General features: G+C 44.3%; 21 protein-coding genes and 1 other annotated feature. Of the genes, 10 read left to right on the top strand and 11 right to left on the bottom strand.

The genetic code is table 11. From position 1 onward, the window contains the following. The 3 genes from BW944_RS10645 to BW944_RS10655 all read right to left on the bottom strand — a co-directional run bounded on the left by BW944_RS10645 (position 1) and on the right by BW944_RS10655 (position 3,363). Positions 1 to 1,143, bottom strand: coding sequence for a cysteine desulfurase family protein (locus BW944_RS10645; RefSeq protein ID WP_076559504.1), 1,143 nt, complete (start codon positions 1,141 to 1,143; stop codon positions 1 to 3). A 205-nt stretch (positions 1,144 to 1,348) separates the two neighbouring features. Beyond that, a complete protein-coding gene (locus BW944_RS10650) occupies positions 1,349 to 1,663 on the bottom strand; it encodes a hypothetical protein (protein WP_076559505.1) in 315 nt (104 codons plus the stop codon). 11 nt (positions 1,664 to 1,674) lie between these two features. Then, complete coding sequence (locus BW944_RS10655) at positions 1,675 to 3,363, bottom strand: septation ring formation regulator EzrA (RefSeq protein WP_076559507.1); 1,689 nt, start codon at positions 3,361 to 3,363, stop codon at positions 1,675 to 1,677. 156 nt (positions 3,364 to 3,519) lie between these two features. On the opposite strand from BW944_RS10655, the gene hisJ reads away from it, so the two are divergent. Next, positions 3,520 to 4,338, top strand: coding sequence for a histidinol-phosphatase HisJ (hisJ, locus tag BW944_RS10660; protein ID WP_327291140.1), 819 nt, complete (start codon positions 3,520 to 3,522; stop codon positions 4,336 to 4,338). On the opposite strand, the gene refZ is transcribed toward hisJ, so the two are convergent. Beyond that, a complete protein-coding gene (gene refZ, locus BW944_RS10665; RefSeq protein ID WP_076559511.1) occupies positions 4,304 to 4,885 on the bottom strand; it encodes a forespore capture DNA-binding protein RefZ in 582 nt (193 codons plus the stop codon). The two genes, hisJ and refZ, sit on opposite strands and share 35 nt — an antisense overlap. 97 nt (positions 4,886 to 4,982) lie before the next feature. Here refZ and BW944_RS10670 point away from each other — a divergent pair, with 97 nt between their 5' ends. Continuing rightward, positions 4,983 to 5,462, top strand: a complete 480-nt coding sequence (locus BW944_RS10670; RefSeq protein WP_076559513.1) for a GAF domain-containing protein — start codon at positions 4,983 to 4,985, stop codon at positions 5,460 to 5,462. A gap of 370 nt (positions 5,463 to 5,832) precedes the next feature. Further along, on the top strand, positions 5,833 to 6,435 hold the full coding sequence (rpsD, locus tag BW944_RS10675) for a 30S ribosomal protein S4 (protein WP_076559516.1): 603 nt from the start codon (positions 5,833 to 5,835) through the stop codon (positions 6,433 to 6,435). A 207-nt stretch (positions 6,436 to 6,642) separates the two neighbouring features. On the opposite strand, the gene BW944_RS10680 is transcribed toward rpsD, so the two are convergent. From BW944_RS10680 to BW944_RS10690, 3 genes are all read right to left on the bottom strand, one after another. Next, positions 6,643 to 7,215: a hypothetical protein gene (locus BW944_RS10680; RefSeq protein WP_076559519.1), complete on the bottom strand. Its 573-nt coding sequence runs from the start codon at positions 7,213 to 7,215 to the stop codon at positions 6,643 to 6,645. An 18-nt stretch (positions 7,216 to 7,233) separates the two neighbouring features. Beyond that, complete coding sequence (locus BW944_RS15460) at positions 7,234 to 7,368, bottom strand: helix-turn-helix domain-containing protein (protein WP_143525705.1); 135 nt, start codon at positions 7,366 to 7,368, stop codon at positions 7,234 to 7,236. A 132-nt stretch (positions 7,369 to 7,500) separates the two neighbouring features. Further along, on the bottom strand, positions 7,501 to 7,959 hold the full coding sequence (locus tag BW944_RS10690) for a hypothetical protein (protein ID WP_143525706.1): 459 nt from the start codon (positions 7,957 to 7,959) through the stop codon (positions 7,501 to 7,503). A 64-nt stretch (positions 7,960 to 8,023) separates the two neighbouring features. On the opposite strand from BW944_RS10690, the gene BW944_RS10695 reads away from it, so the two are divergent. Next, complete coding sequence (locus tag BW944_RS10695) at positions 8,024 to 9,073, top strand: IS1595 family transposase (protein ID WP_076559522.1); 1,050 nt, start codon at positions 8,024 to 8,026, stop codon at positions 9,071 to 9,073. A gap of 67 nt (positions 9,074 to 9,140) precedes the next feature. Then, on the top strand, positions 9,141 to 9,452 hold the full coding sequence (locus BW944_RS10700) for a hypothetical protein (protein ID WP_076559524.1): 312 nt from the start codon (positions 9,141 to 9,143) through the stop codon (positions 9,450 to 9,452). Positions 9,453 to 9,505: 53 nt separating this feature from the next. Here the strand turns inward: BW944_RS10700 and BW944_RS10705 are convergent, their stop codons facing one another. After that, a complete protein-coding gene (locus BW944_RS10705; RefSeq protein ID WP_076559526.1) occupies positions 9,506 to 9,874 on the bottom strand; it encodes a hypothetical protein in 369 nt (122 codons plus the stop codon). Between the two features lie 204 nt (positions 9,875 to 10,078). Between BW944_RS10705 and BW944_RS10710 the strand changes: the two genes are divergently transcribed. Then, positions 10,079 to 11,239, top strand: coding sequence for a DUF4317 family protein (locus BW944_RS10710; RefSeq protein WP_076559528.1), 1,161 nt, complete (start codon positions 10,079 to 10,081; stop codon positions 11,237 to 11,239). Between the two features lie 51 nt (positions 11,240 to 11,290). Here BW944_RS10710 and tyrS read toward each other — a convergent pair whose 3' ends face one another. Further along, entirely contained in the window at positions 11,291 to 12,559 is a 1,269-nt protein-coding gene (gene tyrS / locus BW944_RS10715) for a tyrosine--tRNA ligase (RefSeq protein ID WP_076559529.1), read from the bottom strand. Positions 12,560 to 12,622: 63 nt separating this feature from the next. Further along, positions 12,623 to 12,842, bottom strand: a binding site (T-box leader). 126 nt (positions 12,843 to 12,968) lie between these two features. On the opposite strand from tyrS, the gene BW944_RS10720 reads away from it, so the two are divergent. The 4 genes from BW944_RS10720 to BW944_RS10735 all read left to right on the top strand — a co-directional run bounded on the left by BW944_RS10720 (position 12,969) and on the right by BW944_RS10735 (position 18,706). Beyond that, entirely contained in the window at positions 12,969 to 16,145 is a 3,177-nt protein-coding gene (locus BW944_RS10720) for a transglycosylase domain-containing protein (RefSeq protein ID WP_084193716.1), read from the top strand. Positions 16,146 to 16,243: 98 nt separating this feature from the next. Next, entirely contained in the window at positions 16,244 to 16,906 is a 663-nt protein-coding gene (locus tag BW944_RS10725) for a GNAT family N-acetyltransferase (RefSeq protein WP_076559531.1), read from the top strand. Beyond that, on the top strand, positions 16,896 to 17,543 hold the full coding sequence (locus tag BW944_RS10730; RefSeq protein ID WP_076559532.1) for an acetoin utilization AcuB family protein: 648 nt from the start codon (positions 16,896 to 16,898) through the stop codon (positions 17,541 to 17,543). Before BW944_RS10725 ends, BW944_RS10730 begins: the two co-directional genes overlap by 11 nt. Continuing rightward, on the top strand, positions 17,540 to 18,706 hold the full coding sequence (locus BW944_RS10735) for an acetoin utilization protein AcuC (protein ID WP_076559534.1): 1,167 nt from the start codon (positions 17,540 to 17,542) through the stop codon (positions 18,704 to 18,706). The genes BW944_RS10730 and BW944_RS10735 overlap by 4 nt, the downstream gene beginning before the upstream one ends. Positions 18,707 to 18,737: 31 nt before the next feature. Here BW944_RS10735 and motS read toward each other — a convergent pair whose 3' ends face one another. Continuing rightward, the gene (motS, locus tag BW944_RS10740; RefSeq protein ID WP_076559535.1) at positions 18,738 to 19,574 is read right to left on the bottom strand and encodes a flagellar motor protein MotS; all 837 of its coding nucleotides are present in this window, start codon (positions 19,572 to 19,574) and stop codon (positions 18,738 to 18,740) included. Beyond that, complete coding sequence (gene motP, locus BW944_RS10745; protein WP_076559537.1) at positions 19,564 to 20,394, bottom strand: flagellar motor protein MotP; 831 nt, start codon at positions 20,392 to 20,394, stop codon at positions 19,564 to 19,566. Before motP ends, motS begins: the two co-directional genes overlap by 11 nt. Positions 20,395 to 20,425 lie beyond the last annotated feature (31 nt).

A 20,425-nucleotide genomic window follows, 5' to 3' on the forward strand; every position in this document is an offset into this window, starting at 1 on the left:
TTAAACCTCCGAAGTTTTTATTAAAGAATCGCGGACTTCTTTCAGCGCTTCAAGAAAACTCTGAAGTTCATCCATCGTTGTACTGTAAGAAAGGCTGACACGCAATGCCGAAGTGGCTATCTCTTCTTTTACTCGACAAGCCTCAAGCACAGCACTTTTATCCGGGGCCCTGGAAGAGCACGCGGATTTTGTCGATATATAAATGTCTCGTTCGCTGAGAGCATGAATGACCACTTCCGGTTTATAGCCGGGCATGGAAAAGTTGACGATATGCGGTGCACCGTCTTTCGGGGAATTCACTGTAATTCCGTCCATCTTCTCCAGTTCATTGTAAACGTAGTCACGATGCTCGTGTAAGGTGAATCGTTTTTCTGTTTTCGTTTCCTCAATCATCCGCATCGCTTTAGTAAAAGCCACAACCCCCGGGAGATTTTCGGTGCCGGGACGCAAGTCTTTTTCTTGTCCTCCTCCATGATGCAACGGGAACAGATGGACATGATCCCTTTTATATAAAGCCCCTGTCCCTTTCAGGCCATGTATTTTATGTCCGGAAATCGAACAAAGGTCCACTTTCGTTTTTTCAAATGGGATATCTATCTTCCCGTACCCCTGGATATGATCCACATGAAAATACAATTTCGGGTAAGGGCGCAATACCTCAGCAATCTTTTCGATGGGCTGGACTGTTCCCAGTTCATTATTCACGGACATGATGCTGACAAGGGTCGTATCCTCACGCAAGGCCTGTTCCACCTCTTCAGGTTTCACTCTTCCGTATTCATCCACATCCAAATACGTGATCTCGAAACCGAATGATTCAAGGGCCTGGAACGATTCAAGGACCGATGGGTGCTCGATTTTTGTAGTGATCATATGTTTTCCACGGGACATATGCATCAATGCTGTCCCTTTAATCGCCAAATTGTTACTTTCTGTTCCTCCGGAAGTGAACAGAAACGTCCCTTCTTCGACCCCAAGCAATGAAAGCGCTCGCTGGCGGGATGCTTCCAATAACCGTTCGGCCTCTCCTCCCAGGGAATGGATCGAAGACGGATTAGCGTAGAATCGTTCCGCTGTTTGTGTATACGTATCCAGTACACCCAGAAAAGGCTGAGTAGTTGCGCTGTTGTCTAGATATATCATAGGAGATTCCCCTTTTTCCGCTCAATAATTGCAATGAATTATGTTAACACAACTGCGAGCGCAATTCCACTTTAAGAGATGGGAACATGAAAAAATTCCAGGAGCGTCTCCACCTTCCGTTCCTATCACCAACAATAGGCTTGAACAGAGCTATCAAAAAAATCCTGTCGTTATAAACCGACAGGACCTTTCTTTATAAAGATATTCAGGAATCATCACTATCGAGAGAACTCAACAGAGTATCAATACTGACCCTTCCATTGTCATCCATATCCTTTTCCCATTCATCCGTAATGGTTTGCTTTCCAAAAACCGTCCTTGCCTTATCCTCAGATCGTAAATCGTTTATACGATCTGTGACACCGGCAAAATCCACATTTTCTTCGAGCAGTACAGGAGATCGTATCGTCGAGTGTTCCTCGCTCACTTCAGCTTCATTTTTCGGAAGCATCAAAACAATCGCCACACTCCACGTAACAACTGTCAATGCTCCCATGCCGTAAATTAAATTCCTTTTCATGTCACCTCTCCTTAAACAGTGACCTCCTCCTGTTCACGGAGGCGATCCACTACACCAGGCTCTAACTGTTCCAGAACATCAGAAGCACGATCGAAAGCCCGAGAGTACTCATAAGCACGGAATTCCTTTTCCGCTTCTGTAAGTTCAGCAGCTACAAGAGGGTAAGAGGTACGGTATTTATTACCATACTGGATCATACGTTCAGTCAACCTCGCCAATTCCAGTACGGTTTTGGCATTCTCAACTGAGTGTTGCACCGAAGATTCCGCTTCTTCCAAACGCTTATTCACTCTGGACATATCAAGAGGCTGTTCTTTCACTGCTTCATAAGCTTTATCAATAGCTAGTTGAGCTTCCTCCATCGTCTCGAATAACTCATTCGGAATCCCCGGAAGGTTACTTCTTCTCAATTTTCGGTTGGTCTTCAGAATCGTCTTCTCCATTGTGTCAATCTTTTCCGTAGCTTTCCATTCATCTTTTCGCAATTCTTCCAAACGGGATTCCACATGAGCTTTTTCCTTCTTCAACAGCTCCAGGTCCTCTTCACACTTGGTCAATTGATCAGCAACTCTGGAAAAAGGTGTATAATCGTCATCCAACTGAGCCCTTAGTTCTTCATCGGCTTGAATCAGATTATTTAAAGTCCCCTTGACCTGACGGAATGCCTCGAGGTCTTCTTCACTGAATTGATACGTCTCTTTTACGAGTTTGACCTCTTCCTCTAATTCACGTATCTGAATTTTCAGCTGATCAAGTTCTTCGGAGAATGGCGTGTGCCTTCTGGTCACATCCTGATGAGCGACCGCTTCTGCTTCCAGTTGTTGGTACATTTCAGCAATACGGGATTCCATGTCGTAAATAGCTTCATAATCAACGCTTTCTCCCTCTTCCATTTTTTCCACAAAAGAAGGTAGCGTTTCCTGAAACTTATGTACTTCTTCTTCAAATCCTAAATGCTCTACTCTATACCCTTCAAGTTTCATTTCCTGGATACCCTGTTCAAGTTCTGCACATTGTTGAGGCAATTCTTTCTTACATTTGCGCAGCAAATCAGGAAAATGAGCTGTTTCTTCCTCCAGTTGCTCTACATCTTCCCGGACTGAGGAGATCAATTCTTCAGCCTCCAGATAATTCCCTTCTTCAGTCAACTTTTCGAATTGAACCACTTTCTCCTCTGTATTATCGAGACGTTCTTCAAAATGATGAACCCCTTCTCCATAACTGTAGCGGTCTTTGACAAGTCGCTGCTTCAAACGCTCCACTTCAGGTTTCAGCGCCTCTGCTTCAATACGACTACTCTTCTCAGAATCCAGAAGATTATTGAGTTCTTCCAGCATATCTTTGATTTCTTTTTCCACATGCTCAAGTTTACTTCTTGTATTAGACTTCAACTTCTTTAGTTTTTGGAACTGGAATTTGTCGACAGCTTCCTCCATGTCGAATAGATCATCTTCCATGTCAGGCAGGGTGCGAGTCAATATGTGTTCCCACCGATCCCTCCATTTTTCAAAACGCTCCTGTGTTTCCCCGTACAAATTCAGCTGCTTTACTTTCGACAGCTCCTCAGCAATATTCCGATTCATAATGTCCAGTTTCCAAGCTTCAAACTGATCGATCTCATCATATACGCGCTTTCTCCAAATAAAACCCGCGATGATAAGAGCAATCAACAATATAATTACACCTACCACATACATCATCAAAAATCCCTCCTAACCACATACAGGAACCTACGTTCGGAACCAGTATCATACAGTTTCACTACATTTTATGATACCATTAATTAGATACTTATGGCTAAAATAATTGAAAATTCCCGCTTACTAATTTTTGAGTCCACGTACTTATGAAAGGAAGTGATCTTATTGAGAAACGGTCATATCCACTCCCCCTTTTGCCCGCATGGAAGTGATGATTCCCTGGAAGCCTATGTGGAAAGCGCATTACAATCAGGTTATACAAAGTTGACCTTCACCGAACATGCCCCTTTACCGGAAGGCTTCAGCGATCCTGCGCCTGATAAAGATAGCGCAATGACAATGAGGGACCTGGAGAGATACCTGAAGGCAGTAGAAATCGTAAAAGAAAAGTATAAACGTGACATCGTTATTCTGACCGGGTTGGAGATAGACTTCATCAAGGGTTATGAAGAACAGACCCGTAATTTTCTCAACAATTATGGGCCTCATCTCGAAGACAGCATCCTGTCCGTTCATTTTTTACAAGGGGAGACAGCATGGCACTGTATCGACTTCAGTCCTGCGGCGTTTGAAGAAGCGACCAAGGATGTCGGAGGGACCCGGAATCTATATGAAAAGTATTTCCGGCAGATTGCTTTATCCGCACGAGCGGACCTCGGAGAATATAAGCCCGGACGGATCGGCCACATGTCCCTGATCCGGAAATTTCATCAACTATACCCTTCTCCCGAGAACTGGGAATCCATGGCTTCCGACACCCTTCCTGTCATTAAGAGTTCCGGGATGTTTCTTGACTATAACGGGGCAGGCTGCACTAAAGAGTTCTGCAAGGAAACCTATCCCCCTATTTCAATCGCCCGGGAAGCATATGAAACAGGGATCCCGCTCGTCTATGGTTCCGACGCCCACACCGTTTCCGGTCTGAATGCCGGTAGTGAACTCATTGATGGGAATCTGCTCCATAGCAACGATTGATATGAGCGGTATATGTTTCGACAAAATAACGCTTCGCATCCTTCGTTCTTCTCTCATCCCTTTGATTCCAAGGGGTAGTGAACGGTGCCTGAAGCATCCCTTTGAGCTGAATAAGCTTCATTTCCTGTTCATAACTCAGATCGGACACATCTTCCACTTGAAAAAGGATACTTGCCCATAAATAATCTTCTTTAGCGATATACGTAACGAGGACTTCTCTCAAAAAGGTGGAATCGATCATCATTTCCCTATGTACGAAACAGGCGAGTTGATAATTATCCATTTTATAGTATAGGATCTTCTTAATTGTTGTATGAAAGGATTCCCCATGGCAATCCTGGAGCAGATTCAGTTTCGTTTCGAGGTGATCGATCACAATCGCTTCGAACAGACCCTGTTTGCCCTCGAAATAATAACTGATCAGAGAAATGTTGATCTCCGCTTCTTTTGCAATATCCCGCACGGAAGTCGCATGATACCCTTTTTGGAAAAACAGGTTCACAGCAGCCTGGATCACTTTGTCTTTTGTAGGGGATGGCTTTTTCATTAGTTGCGGTCTCCTCTCTCTCCTGTTATTATTTCGTGAAATAGCTATTAATTCCTGCTTACTCACTATTATCCGAATGAAAGGAGTCAAAATCTCTATGTTTCAATCTATCACTTATAGCGGTACAAAGGAACAGAACTACGATCTTGTTTTAAAACAACTGAAAGCTCTTATCGAGGATGAACCGAATACGATTGCCAACCTGTCCAACGCTTCCTCTCTATTGAATGAATTTCTTGACGACGTAAATTGGGTCGGTTTCTACATTATGAATGACGGAGAACTTGTCCTCGGACCATTCCAGGGATTACCTGCCTGCGTTCGCATCAAGCCTGGCAAAGGCGTATGCGGAACTGCAGTTTCTGAGCAGGCGACACAGCGGGTTGCAGATGTGAATGCGTTCCCGGGTCATATCGCATGTGACGCCGCCAGCCAGTCGGAAATTGTCGTTCCTCTCATGAAAAACGGAGAAGTTTACGGGGTGCTTGATATCGATAGTCCTAATAAGGAAAGATTTGATGAAACGGACGAAAAGTATCTGAAAGAATTCGCCCACATTTTAGAACAGTATATTTGAGAATTTCTTTTGAAAGCTCCTCCACGTCCAGGGAGGAGCTTTTCAATTGCCTTTGATAGATGGAAACAGCTTCCCTCTTCAATTCTTCACGTCCTGTAATTTATTCTTTCATGTCCCACCACTACTTGAAATTCTTCTGCTCACGCTGTTGACTCACACTCACATTCACGATACAATATCCTTTGTGTAAAATAAACAGCAGCCTACGTGAACCGTCATTGTCTGTATTTTGTTCCTCTGGAGATCAGAGGTGTATCGAGTAACTCTTTGCTGCTGGGGCGATGGTACATGAAAACATAATGCGCAATGGATGAGGGACACACACTGTTTTTATTTTATGCAAATAAAATATAAAAAGGAGGAAATCCCTATGGCACGCTATACAGGTCCAACTTGGAAAAAAGCACGTCGCTATGGAATTTCTTTAAGTGGAACAGGTAAGGAGCTCGAAAAACGCCCTTACGCTCCAGGAGAGCACGGTCCAAACCAACGCAGAAAGCAATCCGAATACGGTACTCAGCTTCAGGAGAAGCAGAAGCTCCGTTTCTTGTACGGTCTGACTGAACGTCAATTCCGTCGCCTATTCGACCAGGCTGCAAAAATGAGAGGTATCCACGGTGTTAACTTCATGACGCTTCTTGAATCCCGTCTTGATAACATCGTTTACCGTCTCGGCCTTGCACGTACTCGTGCGCAGGCTCGTCAGCTAGTCACTCACGGTCACGTTACTGTGGATGGCGGTCGCGTAGACATCCCATCCTACCGCGTAGTACCTGGTCAAAATATCAGCCTTCGCGAAAAATCCCAGAACCTGACTGTCGTAGAAGATGCACTCGAAGCGAATAACTTCGTACCTGAGTATCTTACTTTCGACGAAGAAAAACGTGAAGGTACTTATGCTCGTTTCCCTGAGCGTAATGAACTTCCGTCTGAAATCAACGAAGCACTTATCGTTGAATTCTACTCCCGTTAATAGATTCGGGATGAATACACACACAAAGCCTTGAAAATGCTGTTATATCAGTGTTTTCAGGCTTTTTCTTTTATCTTCTGTCATGCAGGGAAATGCACGAAAATGAACCTCAAACGGGCACGAAACGGGCAAGATTTGCGCGGGGTGGGCACATGGATAGAACACATAAAAACTCCACCTTAGAAGATGGAGTGTGGTGAAATTTGTTTAACCATTTAATCCGATATGCCTGGCATAGGCCGTTTCGTCATTAATCATTTTAAAATATTCCGTAATTCTTTGTTCTTTTGCAATTTCCAACTGAACTTCTTCCTTCCCTGAGTTTGGATTTTTTGAAGATATCATTCCTTCGATTAAGTCTGTTAGTGGCTGCCCCAAGGCTTTTTGAAAATTGAAACCAAGCAACTGCAAAATGTTTACCGTCTCTTTTGATAAGAGCGGTTTTATTTGCTCCAAAGTATCCTCCATTTCCCTAGCTTTCTCCCCTCCTTCATTCTTCGCAAAACTTTCAAGGAGAGGAATGACATTCTCGGTTATGTATTCAATATCTTCATCTTTTAATTTTTGAGCCACTATTTTTTCATCATATTCTTGAGCAAGTTGTAGAATTTGATTTTTCTCCCCAATTAATTCTATAATTATCGTTTCCAGTTCATTTATAGTCTGCTCATCATCATCTTTCGCTTTCGACTTTCTTATTTTATCGTAAATAGGTTGAGACGTGTGTTTGCTTACCATACCAGCTAATGTCGTACTTAATTTAAGTAGTTCTGCATCCATTATTGAATCCTCCTAAATTTACTTTTGTTCTTCCATCCATTCCAGAAGAAATGCTTTCATTTCTTGTGCCGGAAAATACCATTTGGATCCGATCTTTACTTTCGGGCAACGTTCATCGAAAAAGAAGTGTTCTTGCATTGTGTTCCAACTCATGCACGTTCTTCTCATTAATTCTTTGCTATCCCAAAAGACCATTTCCTTATCAGTAGCTTCTATAAGTAAAATACATATTCATTGCATTAGAATCGGACCCTCTGTATTAAAAAGACTGCTTAGGGCAGTCTTTTACTTTTTCTTTTCAATCGAGATCATTAATTTGTTAAATAAGTTTTCCGTATCTACGATATTACTACCACCATCTAGTTCAGGAACATAATACTTCAAATGATTTTCTACAAGCTGACCAGGTAAAATTATTCGAACCTCTCTTTGACTTTTAAAATTTTTATCTTTCCAAAAGAAAAAATCAATCTCTTGGTTATCAAAACTGCGTTTCCTCTTTTCATCTACTACGTCGTAGTCTATGTATTGTACTTCTTTGATGAAGGCTGCGTTCCCAGCTCCCTCGGCTTTCTTCACGACCTTCTGAACAAAATCTTCAGGTAAAATAACTGCTTTATCACCAAAATCTTTAAACATTTGTTTTTCTTCTTCTGATAAGTTCCATTCATATATATATTTTCCGTTCTCTTCTTTGACAAAATTAAAATAGTCACTTTTAAATAAGGCTCTGTTAAACGCCAATGTTGATATATTGATCCCCAGGAACAGGTGTTCTATAATGGGGATAATATAACAGAAATGGGTGATGAGCGTGAGAGCAACTGACATTCTTAAAGCTATTCAGACCTTGAATCCAGCAGAGAAACACAGGTTACGTGAATATTTAATCGATGCTCTCACTGCTTCCTCCTCGACCGGAACAGTACTTGAAGAAATCTCGGAACGTAAGAACAAGAGCGGCTATCAATGTCCCGATTGTGAAGCGGAACATGTGGTGCGATTCGGAACGTATACTACTATCGTGGATGGAGACGAAGTGAAGAAACAGCGCTATCGTTGCAAAGCCTGTCGTAAAACATTTACGGACTTCACAAATACCGTCCTGTATCGAACTCGACGCCTTCATCAATGGATAAAGTTCATCGAGTGCATGGTTGAAGGGTATTCTCTGCGTAAATCTGCAGAATTGATTGGCAATATCAGTTACGTCGCCTTGTTTTATTGGAGACACAAGTTGTTAACTTCCATGAAACAAATAGAACCTTCTACTTTCCAAGGTATCGTCGAAATGGACGAGACCTATTTCCTGTACTCGGAAAAGGGGAAGCGTAAAATCACAGGTAGAAAACCGAGAACAGGCGGTAGGAAAGCTAAGAAGCGTGGTATCAGTAACGAGCAGGTATGCGTGCTGGTGGCAAGAGACCGTGACAAAGCAACCTTTTCGCGAGCGTTAGGGACAGGCAGACTGACAAAAGAACAATTAGACGAAGCTATCGGACCTAAACTTTCCAGCGAGAATATTTTGTGCACCGATGCTTGGCGTGCCTTCAAAAGCTATGCGTTTGAAAATGGCATGGATATCTATCAGTTCAAATCTGATGGGAAGATTCGTACAAAGGGTCTCTATCATATTCAGAACGTCAACAACTACCACAGCAGGCTCAAGGGTTGGATACAGCGATTTAATGGTGTAGCGACCAAGTACCTAGATAATTATCTTGCATGGTTCCAGGCATTAGAAAGTTTTCAGCATCAAAGAAATGAAGTGACAAAAAACGAGATGCTGATAAAAGGAAACTTGATATCTAATGTAGAAACGTATGAGAGGTTGAGATTATCCAAGTTCACAATATAAACAGAGCAGTTTCCAACCAGTGAGCAAGCATATTGAATAATAGTGAAGTAAGATAAGGAGGGGCGAAATGAATTGGGAGACTTTGCCTAGTTGGTTTTGGGCAATCTATTACTTGTTTTTATTGATAACATTAGGAGCAACAATATTCAGCATTAGAAAAAGGGAATTGATAGGTTTGTCCGTTGTAGCTATTATGATTACTATAATAGCCCCAACAGTCAGCCTATTAAATAGCATTGGTAGGGCAAGAGGAATGAATGAATTTGAACATTTAGTTAGCCAATTGCAACAAGGTGCTATATGGTCAATTCTAGTAGTGATTGGCTATTTGTTTTTGTTGGTATGGTGGGCTTTTTTTCTATTCAAAAAAGCTGACTAATGAATCAACGGGTTTTGATTTTCATAAGACAATATGCAAGAAAGGTCTTCCAATTATTTGGAAGACCTTTCTTTTCTATAAATATCAACACCAACATTTAACAGAGCCTTAAATAAAGTGAAACAAAAGACAGGAACTTTTGGTGCATTGGTGTACCGTTCGATTATTTCACCTTCATTTGCTGTGGCTATTACTTTCTCAGTTTTTGGATCAATAACTTTCACATGCTGTGATCTAATAACGTGAGCTGCTTCTCTTTTATCCCCTCTCCCCTTTTCTCCTGTGTTCTTCTCAAGATCTATAAAGTATTTTAGATTTTTCATAAATAAATTTCCATTCAATAAATCATCAGCATGTTCTCCCTCATCATTCAATATAAAGGTTGGTAGGTGCAGGATATCTGTAGTAAACTGTTTGTACAAGCAGATCTTCCTCACTATCAATGTTTTGGTTTCGTCACTTTAAACATTAGAGGAAGATTCTGCTTTTTTCAATGTCAAGCACACTTGATTAGGGAGAGCCAAATAATTTCCGAAATGAAAGGAAGTAAATAAAAACACCTTACTGATTCCAGTTTCGCAAGGTATAATGATGGATGTGTGTAATACTATCAGGAGGCTTATTATATGGACAAAAAAGATATCGCTGCCCTGCGCAGACAGTTGAAAACAGATACAGATTTACTGAAAATAAATGACCTTTTCACCGTATACATCATGAAGGAAACATCGGAACCATTCCACTACCAGCACCAGACATTCGACATGCTCGAGGAGGAACAGCAGGAGCTGTTCATGCAGAATTTCAAAAAGCTTCTCTCCGGCCAGCTCGATGAGAAATTGTTCGAACTGAAATTCAAGCGCGATACCGAAGAACCGACGCAGCTCCTGTTACATAAGAGTCTGCTCAGTAATGACACGGAAGAATGGACAGAGCAGATGCTTCAGATGACGGAGAAGATCATGCACGAACAGGCGTACGAAAAAGATATCGTAATCACCTTCGTCAAAGGAGAGTACCTGAAAACGACACAACCATCTGCGGAAACCGAAGATTCAGACCGGGATACTATGCTCTCCAGTCAGTTTATGCTTTGCAGCATCAATCAGACGGAACCTCCGGAAAGAGAGATCCAATTCGATTATGTCGAAAAAACCTTTAAATACAAAGTGGACGTCGATCCTGTCATCGACTTGAAAAAACCTTTAGGCGGCTTCCTGTTTCCGGCTATCACCGAAGGCGTGGGGGACGTCAATAAAGTCCTCTACTCCGCCGGCAAACCGAATGAACCGGACACCTATTTCATGGAAGAGGTGCTGGAAGGAGAAAAAACGATGACCGCCAAAGAAGACAAAGCGGTATTCGAAGAAGTGATGAAGGATGTTGTCGGCGATCGTCTCGCCCCCTCCACTCTGGCCAGCGTATACGAAGATATAAATTACACGCTTGAAGACAAAGAAAGCGCAGAACCACCGAAACTCGATTATAAAGATATCGGAAATTTCCTCAACAAAAACGGACAGGAAGTGGAAGAAGAAAAAGTAAAAGCGGCCTTCCACAAAGTGACCGATGAGGAATCCTACGAATTGAAAGCTAGTAGCATATTGCCAAAATACAATTCGAAATCCATCAAGATCAATACGAAAGTCGCAAACATTTCCATCAGCCCGCAAGACCTCCCTCACGTGAAGCAGGTGAACAGAGACGGCAAGCGGTATATTATGATCGAAGTGGAAGAAGATGCGGAAATCGACGGATTCAAAATGCTCCCGGAAGATTTCGAATAAAAAAAGCAGAGGGCTGGTAGTTATTGCACTACCGCTCCCTCTGTTTTTTTCTTACCTATATTGAATGAAAAAGTATTTTTTCTTCCCGCGGCGAATGATGGTGTATTTCCCTTCGATCTTATCCGCTTCTCCGAGTTCATGATTGATTTCCTGATTTCTTTCCCCGTTGATGTAAATAGCACCATTCGAAATATCTTCACGCGCCTGACGCTTCGAGGAAGAGATTCCGGCATCGACAAGAAGGTCCACCAATTTCTTCCCTTCTTCTTCTACAGTGTGACTCGGCACTCCTTTGAACCCTTGTTCAATCTCCTCAGCGCTCAAAGATGTGATATCTCCACTGAACAGAGCTTCGGTGATTCTTTGTGCCTGTTCCAAAGCTTTTTCATCATGAACGATTTTCGTCATTTCTTCCCCCAGTCGCTTGTGGGCCTTCCTTTGTTCCGGGCGCTCCTCCACTTCTCTTCTCAGCTCCTCGATTTCATCAAAATCAAGGAACGTGAAATAATGGAGGAATTTGATGACGTCACGGTCATCGACGTTCACCCAGAACTGGTAGAATTCATAAGGACTCGTCTTTTCAGGGTCGAGCCATACAGCTCCACCCGCTGTCTTCCCGAACTTGGAACCGTCCGCTTTAGTGATGAGCGGCATCGTCATTCCGTACGCTTCCACTTCTTTTTCACCGGCAGCTGAACGACGCAGCAGTTCAAGACCTGCGGTAATATTCCCCCACTGATCACTTCCCCCGAGCTGAAGCGTACAGTTCTCTTTTTCATACAGCTTCTGAAAATCGAGAGACTGGAGTATCATGTACGAAAATTCAGTGTAGCTGATCCCCGCTTCGATCCGGGATTCTACAGAATCTTTAGCAAGCATGTAGTTGATGCCGAAATGTTTCCCGGTATCTCTGAGGAAATCTATGATCGTCATCTCAGATAGCCACTCATAATTGTTTCTGGCTACAGCTGCGTTTTCTCCTTCATCAAAGTTGAGGATTTTCGCCATCTGATTTTTGATCCGTTCACTGTATCCCTTAACGACTTCCTGTGAATTCAACTGTCTTTCTGTCGAACGTCCGCTCGGATCACCGATCATGCCGGTACCGCCACCGACGAGTGCGATGGGACGGTGCCCTGCTTTCTGGAATCGTTTCAGCATCAATATTGGAAGCAGATGCCCGATGTGGAGACTGTCCGCCGTCGGGTCGAATCCACAGTACAAAGTCACCTGATCACTGTCCAAATGTTTTCGTAACCCCTTTTCATCTGTAACCTGATTGACTAATCCCCGTTTAGATAAATCGTCTAAAATATGCATATCTTTCATCTCTCCAATTCAACTTATTTCTGAAAATAAAAAAGACCTGCATCCCCCTTACGGAAAAGGGACGAGGTCTTTATCATCGCGGTACCACCCTGGTTGCACACATGTGCCACTTCATTTGATTAACGACTGCGTATGTACGTGCAACCGTCTCCTGATTCATACCAGAAGATGCTCCCGGGCGTAATTCGGTTCTGATTCCCTGTCGATTCCCACCAGCCATCGACTCTCTGTAAAAGGATAAGCAGATCCTACTTCAACCGTTCTTCGCTTTTTCAGATTCAATTATGTATTCATTTTTATCACAAATTTTCCATGAAAGCAATTATTCTTTTGTATGATTCTATATCTCACCCGTTGAGTATGGTATAATATAGATTGTTATTTTAGGGGGTCTGCATTCATGAAATGGAACAAAGAATATTTCCGCGAACGATGGCAGGACGGAACAATCTTCAAGTATACCCGTATCACCTATGATGTAGCATGGAATATATTGTTATTTTTCATTATCATCGGAATAATAGGTCTGTTTTTCGCCGGCGGCGTAGGAGCAGGTTATTTCGCTTCTCTTGTAGAAGACGAACCGATACGTAGTGAGCAGGAATTGACGGAAAGTATTTATAACTATGAAGAAACATCGGAATTATATTTCAAGGGGGACCAATTCCTCGGAGATGTCAGGTCCGATCTGTATAGAGAAGAAGTACAACTCGACAATGTCAGTAATCATCTGGTGAATGCCGTTGTGGCTACAGAGGACGGAAATTTCGAAGAACATAATGGAGTTGTGCCAAAAGCCCTGATGCGGGCAGTGGTTCAACAGGTGACCAATTCAAATACAAAAACAGGGGGAAGTACCCTCACCCAGCAGTTGGTCAAAAACCAGATCCTTACTAATGAAGTATCTTTCGAACGGAAAGCGAAAGAAGTGTTGAACGCATTACGCATCGAACATTTCTTTGAAAAAGACCAGATCCTTGAAGCGTACATGAACATTGTACCTTTTGGAAGAAATGCGAACGGTCAGAACATTGCAGGGGTACAAAGTGCCGCTCAAGGTATTTTCGGAAGTGATGTAAGTGAACTGAGCATACCTCAGGCAGCGTTTATCGCAGGCCTCCCTCAGAATCCATACACTTACACCCCCTTCAAGAATTCTGGGGGAATGAAAGAAACGGAGAATCTTCAGGCAGGTTTGAGCCGGATGAGGGAAGTCCTCGAACGTATGCATGAAAAAGGGTACATTTCGGAAAGCGAATATGAAAAGGGGATCGATTATAACCTTGCTGCTAACCTCACTTCCCCTGAACCATTGGCCAGCTCCGACTACCCGTACCTCACACGTGACATCCAGGACCGTGCTGAAGAAGTATTGACGGAGCAGCTTGCGAAAAATGACGGTCACACGATGGAAGACCTTGAGAATGATGAAAAATTGATGGAAGAGTACACCACACTGGCGGAAAGACGCCTCTCTACGGGTGGATTGAAGGTACACTCTACCATCGATAAAGAAGTATATGACGTTATGCAACGCGTGAAGAACAATTATGATAATTATGATACGTGGAGAACAGTGCTGGTAGACGATCCTGAGACAGGTAACAAAGTGGAAAAAGAGATTCCTGTCGAAGTCGGAAGTATCCTTCAGGAGAACTCTTCAGGTGCTATCCTCGGTTTCATTGCAGGACGTGACTTCGATATCCAGCAATTGAACCACGCCACACAGGCGAGACGTTCCAATGGAAGTACGATGAAACCTCTTCTCGTATATGCACCCGGTATGGAGCTCGGGGCTGTTCAGCCCGGTGCCGTTTTTGCGGATATTCCCTACTCCTATCCAGGTACGAGTAAAGAGCTGAGCAACTACGGGGGAGGCTATAGCGGTTTCGTTTCCGCAAGACAAGCCCTGGCCAAGTCCTATAATATCCCTGCGGTCAAAGCCTATAGTGAAATCGTAGGCCAGAACCCGGCCGGCAAGTATTTGGAGAAGATGGGTTTCGACTCTTTGACACAAGCGGACAAGGAGAACCTTTCAGCCTCTCTTGGTGCTACAGATAACGGTGTAACCATTGAAGAAAATACAAATGGCTATTCCACTTTCGGAAACATGGGAACCCATGTGGATGCTTATATGATCGATAAGATCGTAACGAAAGACGGGGAAGTTCTGTACGAACAGAAAAAAGAAACGACGAAAGTATTCAGCGACCAGACTTCTTACCTGATGCTTGATATGATGCGTGACGTGCTCGATTACGGAACAGCAGCAGGCCTCAAGAGCCAGCTTACGAATCCTGGAGTGGATTGGGCCGGAAAGACAGGTACCTCCCAGTATTACAAAGACACATGGTTCGTCGCTACGAACCCGAATGTAACGATGAGCATGTGGATGGGATATGACTTTCAAGAGCAGTTGAACCGGTATGGGTACAGCTCAAGAAATACAGGCTTATGGGCAGACGTCGTCAATGCAGTTACGGAGATCAGACCGGAACTCATGGCGCCTGAACAGGATTTCGAGCGTCCATCCGGTATCGTGAACCGTTCTTACTGCGCAACATCAGGATTATTGGTATCCGATCTTTGTGCTTCCGTAGGACTCGGAGAAAGTGATATCTATAACGCTGAACACGTACCGACACAAAGAGATGATAGCCTTATGAATGGAGACTTTGTCCGTGTCCAAGGCAACCTTACTATTGCAGGAGCAAGTACACCGAGCGAGTTCATTGTAAACGGCGGAGGTGTAACCTTGAAACCTGAATTTCTCGAAGAAAATGGTTACGACACAGCCGAAGAACTACAGCACCTCATCCCGAACGCAGGCGCATGGTCGAACGTCGCCTTACCTTCTGGTGGAGCTGCCGGCGTGTCACAAAGTGTTCCGAGTGACGGCGGCGCACCTTCAGCACCAGGAGGCGTCAGCGCTAGCGGATCGACCCTTTCCTGGGGAGCCTCAGCCAGCAGTGATGTCGTGGGCTATAGAGTCTACAGAGCAAGCACACCGAGCAGCGGCTTCGCATTCCTTGGAAGCACCACTTCAACATCGATCAGCTTCTCAGGTGGTGAAGGTCTTTATGCTGTACGTGCAGTAGACTACTACGGCCAGCAGTCAGGCTTATCCAGTCCGTTGACTATCGGGAATCCAGGAGCTCCTGAACCGGAGCCTGAACCAGCTCCCGAACCGGAGCCGGAGCCTACTCCGAACCAGGGCGGCTCCGATGAGGAATCTTCCGGTAGCAATAACTCCGGAAGCCAGGATGCGCCTGGAAACGGTGGATCTTCCGGAAATGAGTCCGGGAATGATAGTGGCTCCTCCGGCGGCACCAATTCCGGCGGATCTTCCGGAGATGGAGGGTCTACCGGAGGTGAGTCCGGAAATGACAATGGTTCCTCCGGCGGCACCGATTCCGACGGATCTTCCGGCAGTGGAGAAACTGATAGCGGAACTTCCAGTGATGGGAGTTCCGGTACAGGAAGCAGCGGCTCTGAAGGCAGTTCCTCCGGTGGTGAAAGCGGAGGATCTTCCGGAGAAGGCACTTCCGAAAGCGGGTCCCAGGGATCAGAAGAATAATCATTGATACTGTTTGAAAAGAGATACTTCTTTTCAAACAGTATTTTTATAGGTAAAATATAACTAGAATGAAAACTTTCTTTACAGGTGGTGGGTGTGTGGAACATGAAAAGAAATTTTTCCAGCGAAAATTGAAAACGGATACAGGTGAACTCACTATCGAGGGACCTCTTACATCCGAAGAACTTTCCCAATATTCCTTTCACGAAAAATTGACTGCTTTTCGTCCTCCCAAAAAGCAGTTTGAAGCAATCAAGGGGATAGCTGACCTCCCCGAGGGGCGGATCATTATCGCCCGTTTCGAAGGAGACATTGTCGGCTATGTGACCTATCTGCATCCGGACCCTTTAGAACGTTGGTCAGAAGGGAAGATGGAGAACCTCATCGAACTCGGGGCTATTGAAGTGATCCCTGGCTTCCGCGGCTACCGCGTCGGCTCCCATTTGCTGGAAATATCGATGCTCGATGAATACATGGAGAATTACATAGTGATCTCCACGGAATATTACTGGCACTGGGACTTGAAAGGCACCGGCCTCAGTATATGGCAGTACCGTAAAGTGATGGAGAAGATGATGGCTGCGGGCGGCTTGAAACCCGCGCCCACGGACGACCCGGAAATCATCTCTCATCCAGCTAACTGTCTGATGGTACGGATCGGAAAAAATATCGGAGGATCAGACATTGATCAGTTTGACCGCCTTCGCTTCTTGACAAAACATCGAAATGAACAAAGGAGGTCATCAATCAATGCTGATTGAAGAAATGATGAAAACAGACGTTCATACACTGAACCGCGACGATACGATTGAAGATGCGCTCATAATGCTCAGCAATCATCATATCCGCCACATCCCTATCGTCGATGAAAACCACCATGTTATCGGTATCGTCTCTGATAGAGATGTGCGTGATGCGAGTCCGTCCGTTTTTCATAAGGATGAAACGGTGGATGAGCTGAAAAACAATCTGGGAAGCATCATGACTACACAGGTCATTACGGTCCACCCTCTCGATTTCGTTGAAGAGGTGGCAACTATCTTTTATGAACACGAAATCGCTTGTGTTCCCGTAACCAGTAACGAAAAGCTCGTAGGGATCATTACAGAGAAAGACCTCCTTTATACACTCATACAACTCACAGGAACAAACGTTCAAAGTTCACAGATTGAAGTGAAGGTTCCGAATCGCCCCGGCATGCTGCCGGGAGTAGTGAGTATCGTCGGCAAAAGAAAGGTGAATATCAGTTCTATTTTGATTTATCCTTATAAACCAGATAATCATTTCAAAGTCATCGTGTTTCGCGTACAAACGATGAATCCGAACCCGATCATCGAAGATTTACGTAAATCTGAGTATGATGTGCTGTGGCCAAAAGCTCCGGGGATGTCTTTATGACCTGTGCCTCTAAATTTGTATATTCCAAAGACTACTCGACATACCGCTTCAGTGATGATCATCCGTTCAACCAGATGCGGGTGGAATTGACCTACGATTTACTGAAGCACGCTGGAGCACTGGATTCCCAAGACTTGATTTCACCAAGATATGCTACCGAAGATGAATTGGCACTTTTCCACAGCAGAGAATATATCGATGCCGTCAAAAAGGCGAGTCGGGGCGAACTGCCGGAAGAAGAAGGCATCGAATTCGGAATAGGTACAGAAGATACTCCCATGTTTGATGGAATGCACGAGGCGGCTTCTTTGATCGTAGGAAGTACACTCTCAGCCATTGATGAAGTGATGCAGGGACGCACTGATCATACATTGAATATCGGAGGAGGGCTTCATCATGGCTTCGAACGGAGAGCCTCCGGCTTCTGTATCTACAACGACGGCGCCGTAGGTATCAAATACCTGCAAAACAAATATAAGCAACGCGTCATGTATATAGATACGGATGCCCACCACGGAGATGGCGTTCAATGGGCTTTCTACGGAGATCCGGACGTTTGCACCCTGTCGATCCACGAAACAGGAAGATATCTCTTCCCGGGTACCGGCAATGTCAATGAACGAGGGTTGAAGGAAGGATATGGCTACTCTTTCAACCTGCCTATCGACGCTTTCACAGAAGATGAATCATTTTTACATGTTTACGAATCCGCTTTCAAAAAAGTGGCCGCTTATTTCAAACCGGATATTATCGTTTCACAAAACGGTGCGGATGCCCATTTTTACGACCCGCTGACCCACCTATGTTCGACGATGAGTATATACGAACGTATTCCTGAACTCACACATGAACTTGCTCATAAACACTGCAATGGAAAATGGGTAGCCCTCGGCGGCGGAGGATACGATATTTGGAGAGTTGTTCCAAGGGCATGGGCTCAACTCTGGAAAATCATGAAGGATCAGACTCCATTTAAAGGAAAGATCCCTGACGGATGGCTCCAGCAATGGGAACCAAAAGCACCTTTCTCTCTGCCGAGCACATGGCATGACCCTAAGGGTGCTTACAAAGAAATACCGAGAAAACCTGAAATAACCGAAAAGAATGAAAAGATGCTGCAGGCAGCCATGCAATTGATCGATAACCAGATTCACTACAACTAAAATACTCCATTAAAACAGGCACCGCCACTCCTCAGGAAGGAGATGGTGGTGCCTGTTCACTGCTTTCATATTCCGGGTCGAGAATTACTATTTCAACTCTTCTGTTCTTTCGCCAGTTCTCTTCGGAATCATTCGGAGCAAGAGGTCTTGTAGAGCCGTAAGCGGCTGCAGTAAATCGCACAGGGTCAAGCGATTCATTATTTCTCAACAAATAACGGATGACACTACCCGCTCTTGCCCCGGATAATTCCCAGTTAGACGGGAATTTCTCTGTAGAAATAGGACGATTATCCGTGTGTCCTTCCACTTTCACATGGTTCGGAACCGTTGTAAGCAATTCACTCAGCTTACCGAGAAAAGGTCGGCCACTCTCCAGGATTTCAGCTCCACCGGTTTCAAATAAAAGCTGCTCCTGCAAAACGAGGACAATTCCTCTTTCTGTCCGTTCCGCCGATATTATATCCTGAAGTTGATTACTCTCAAGAAAATCATCGACCTCTTCCACCACTTCACTCAGCTGATCTTCCGAGGTCCCCTCTTCACTCTGCCCGTCACTTTCATTGTTTTCCGATTCTGCAACAGACTGAGGAGCCTCTGTAGGGTCTTCGAATTCACTACTCTCCTGACCGCTTTCCTGAACTTCCGTCTGTTCGGTCGGGTTTTCGCTTTCCACGGGAGAAGGCATAAAATCAAAAATCATCCGGTTTTTGAAAGACTCGGCGACCGCATCGAATTTCACTTCGTTGATTTGAGACATGGAAAACAGTAAAACAAAAAAGACAAGAATAAGTGTAACCATATCCGCATATGTAGTCATCCAGCGCGGAGAGCCTTTTTTCTCTGAAGATTTATTTTTTCTAAGCTTCATTGGCTTCTTCCTCTTCCGGTGCCTCTTCTTCCATTTCTTCCTCAGCAAGACGTGATTTTTCTTCATCAGAGAGGAAAGCGCTAAGTTTCTCTTCAAGGATTTTCGGGTTCTGTCCGGACTGCACGCCAATCACCCCTTCAATAACTACCTGCTTTTTGAAGATCTCCTGGTCTGTTTTGTTCTGCAGTTTACCGGCCATCGGCAAAAATACGAGGTTTGCGAGAAACGTTCCGTACAGGGTGGTGAGCAGGGCTACAGCCATTTGCGGACCGAGTGTAGCAGGGTCGTTCAAATCTTCAAGCATAAGAATCAGACCGATCAATGTCCCTATCATACCCCAGGCTGGAGAATATTCTCCCGCTTTTTCCACGATGGAACGCCCTCTTTGGTGCCGCTCTTCCATAGCACTGACCTCCGCGCTCATAATATCGTTGATAACTTCCGGCTCGATCCCATCAACCGACAGCAGAATGCCCTTCTTGATGAAAGGATCTTCAAGTTCTTCCACTTCCGCTTCCAAAGCGAGAAGCCCCTCCTGCCTTGCTCTCTCTGATAACTTAACAAACAGCTTGATCAGATCAGGAAGTTCCATGGAATCTTTGCTGAAAGATACTTTGACGGCTTTGTAAGCCAGTTTAATATCGGTCATATTGAAGTTGACCAATAAAGCCGCTAATGTACCTCCAAGAACGATAAATACAGAAGTAGCCTGTATGAAAGAACGGAGCCCTCCGATCCCTCCATTAAAGGTGATGCCAACCATAATCATAATGAAACCTAACGTAATACCGATAGGTGTCAATATATCTCTTTTGCTCATACAACTCTCTCCTCAGCGAACTAAATGACTT

It is taken from the genome of Salimicrobium flavidum, assembly GCF_900156645.1.
Lineage (GTDB): Bacteria > Bacillota > Bacilli > Bacillales > Halobacillaceae > Salimicrobium > Salimicrobium flavidum.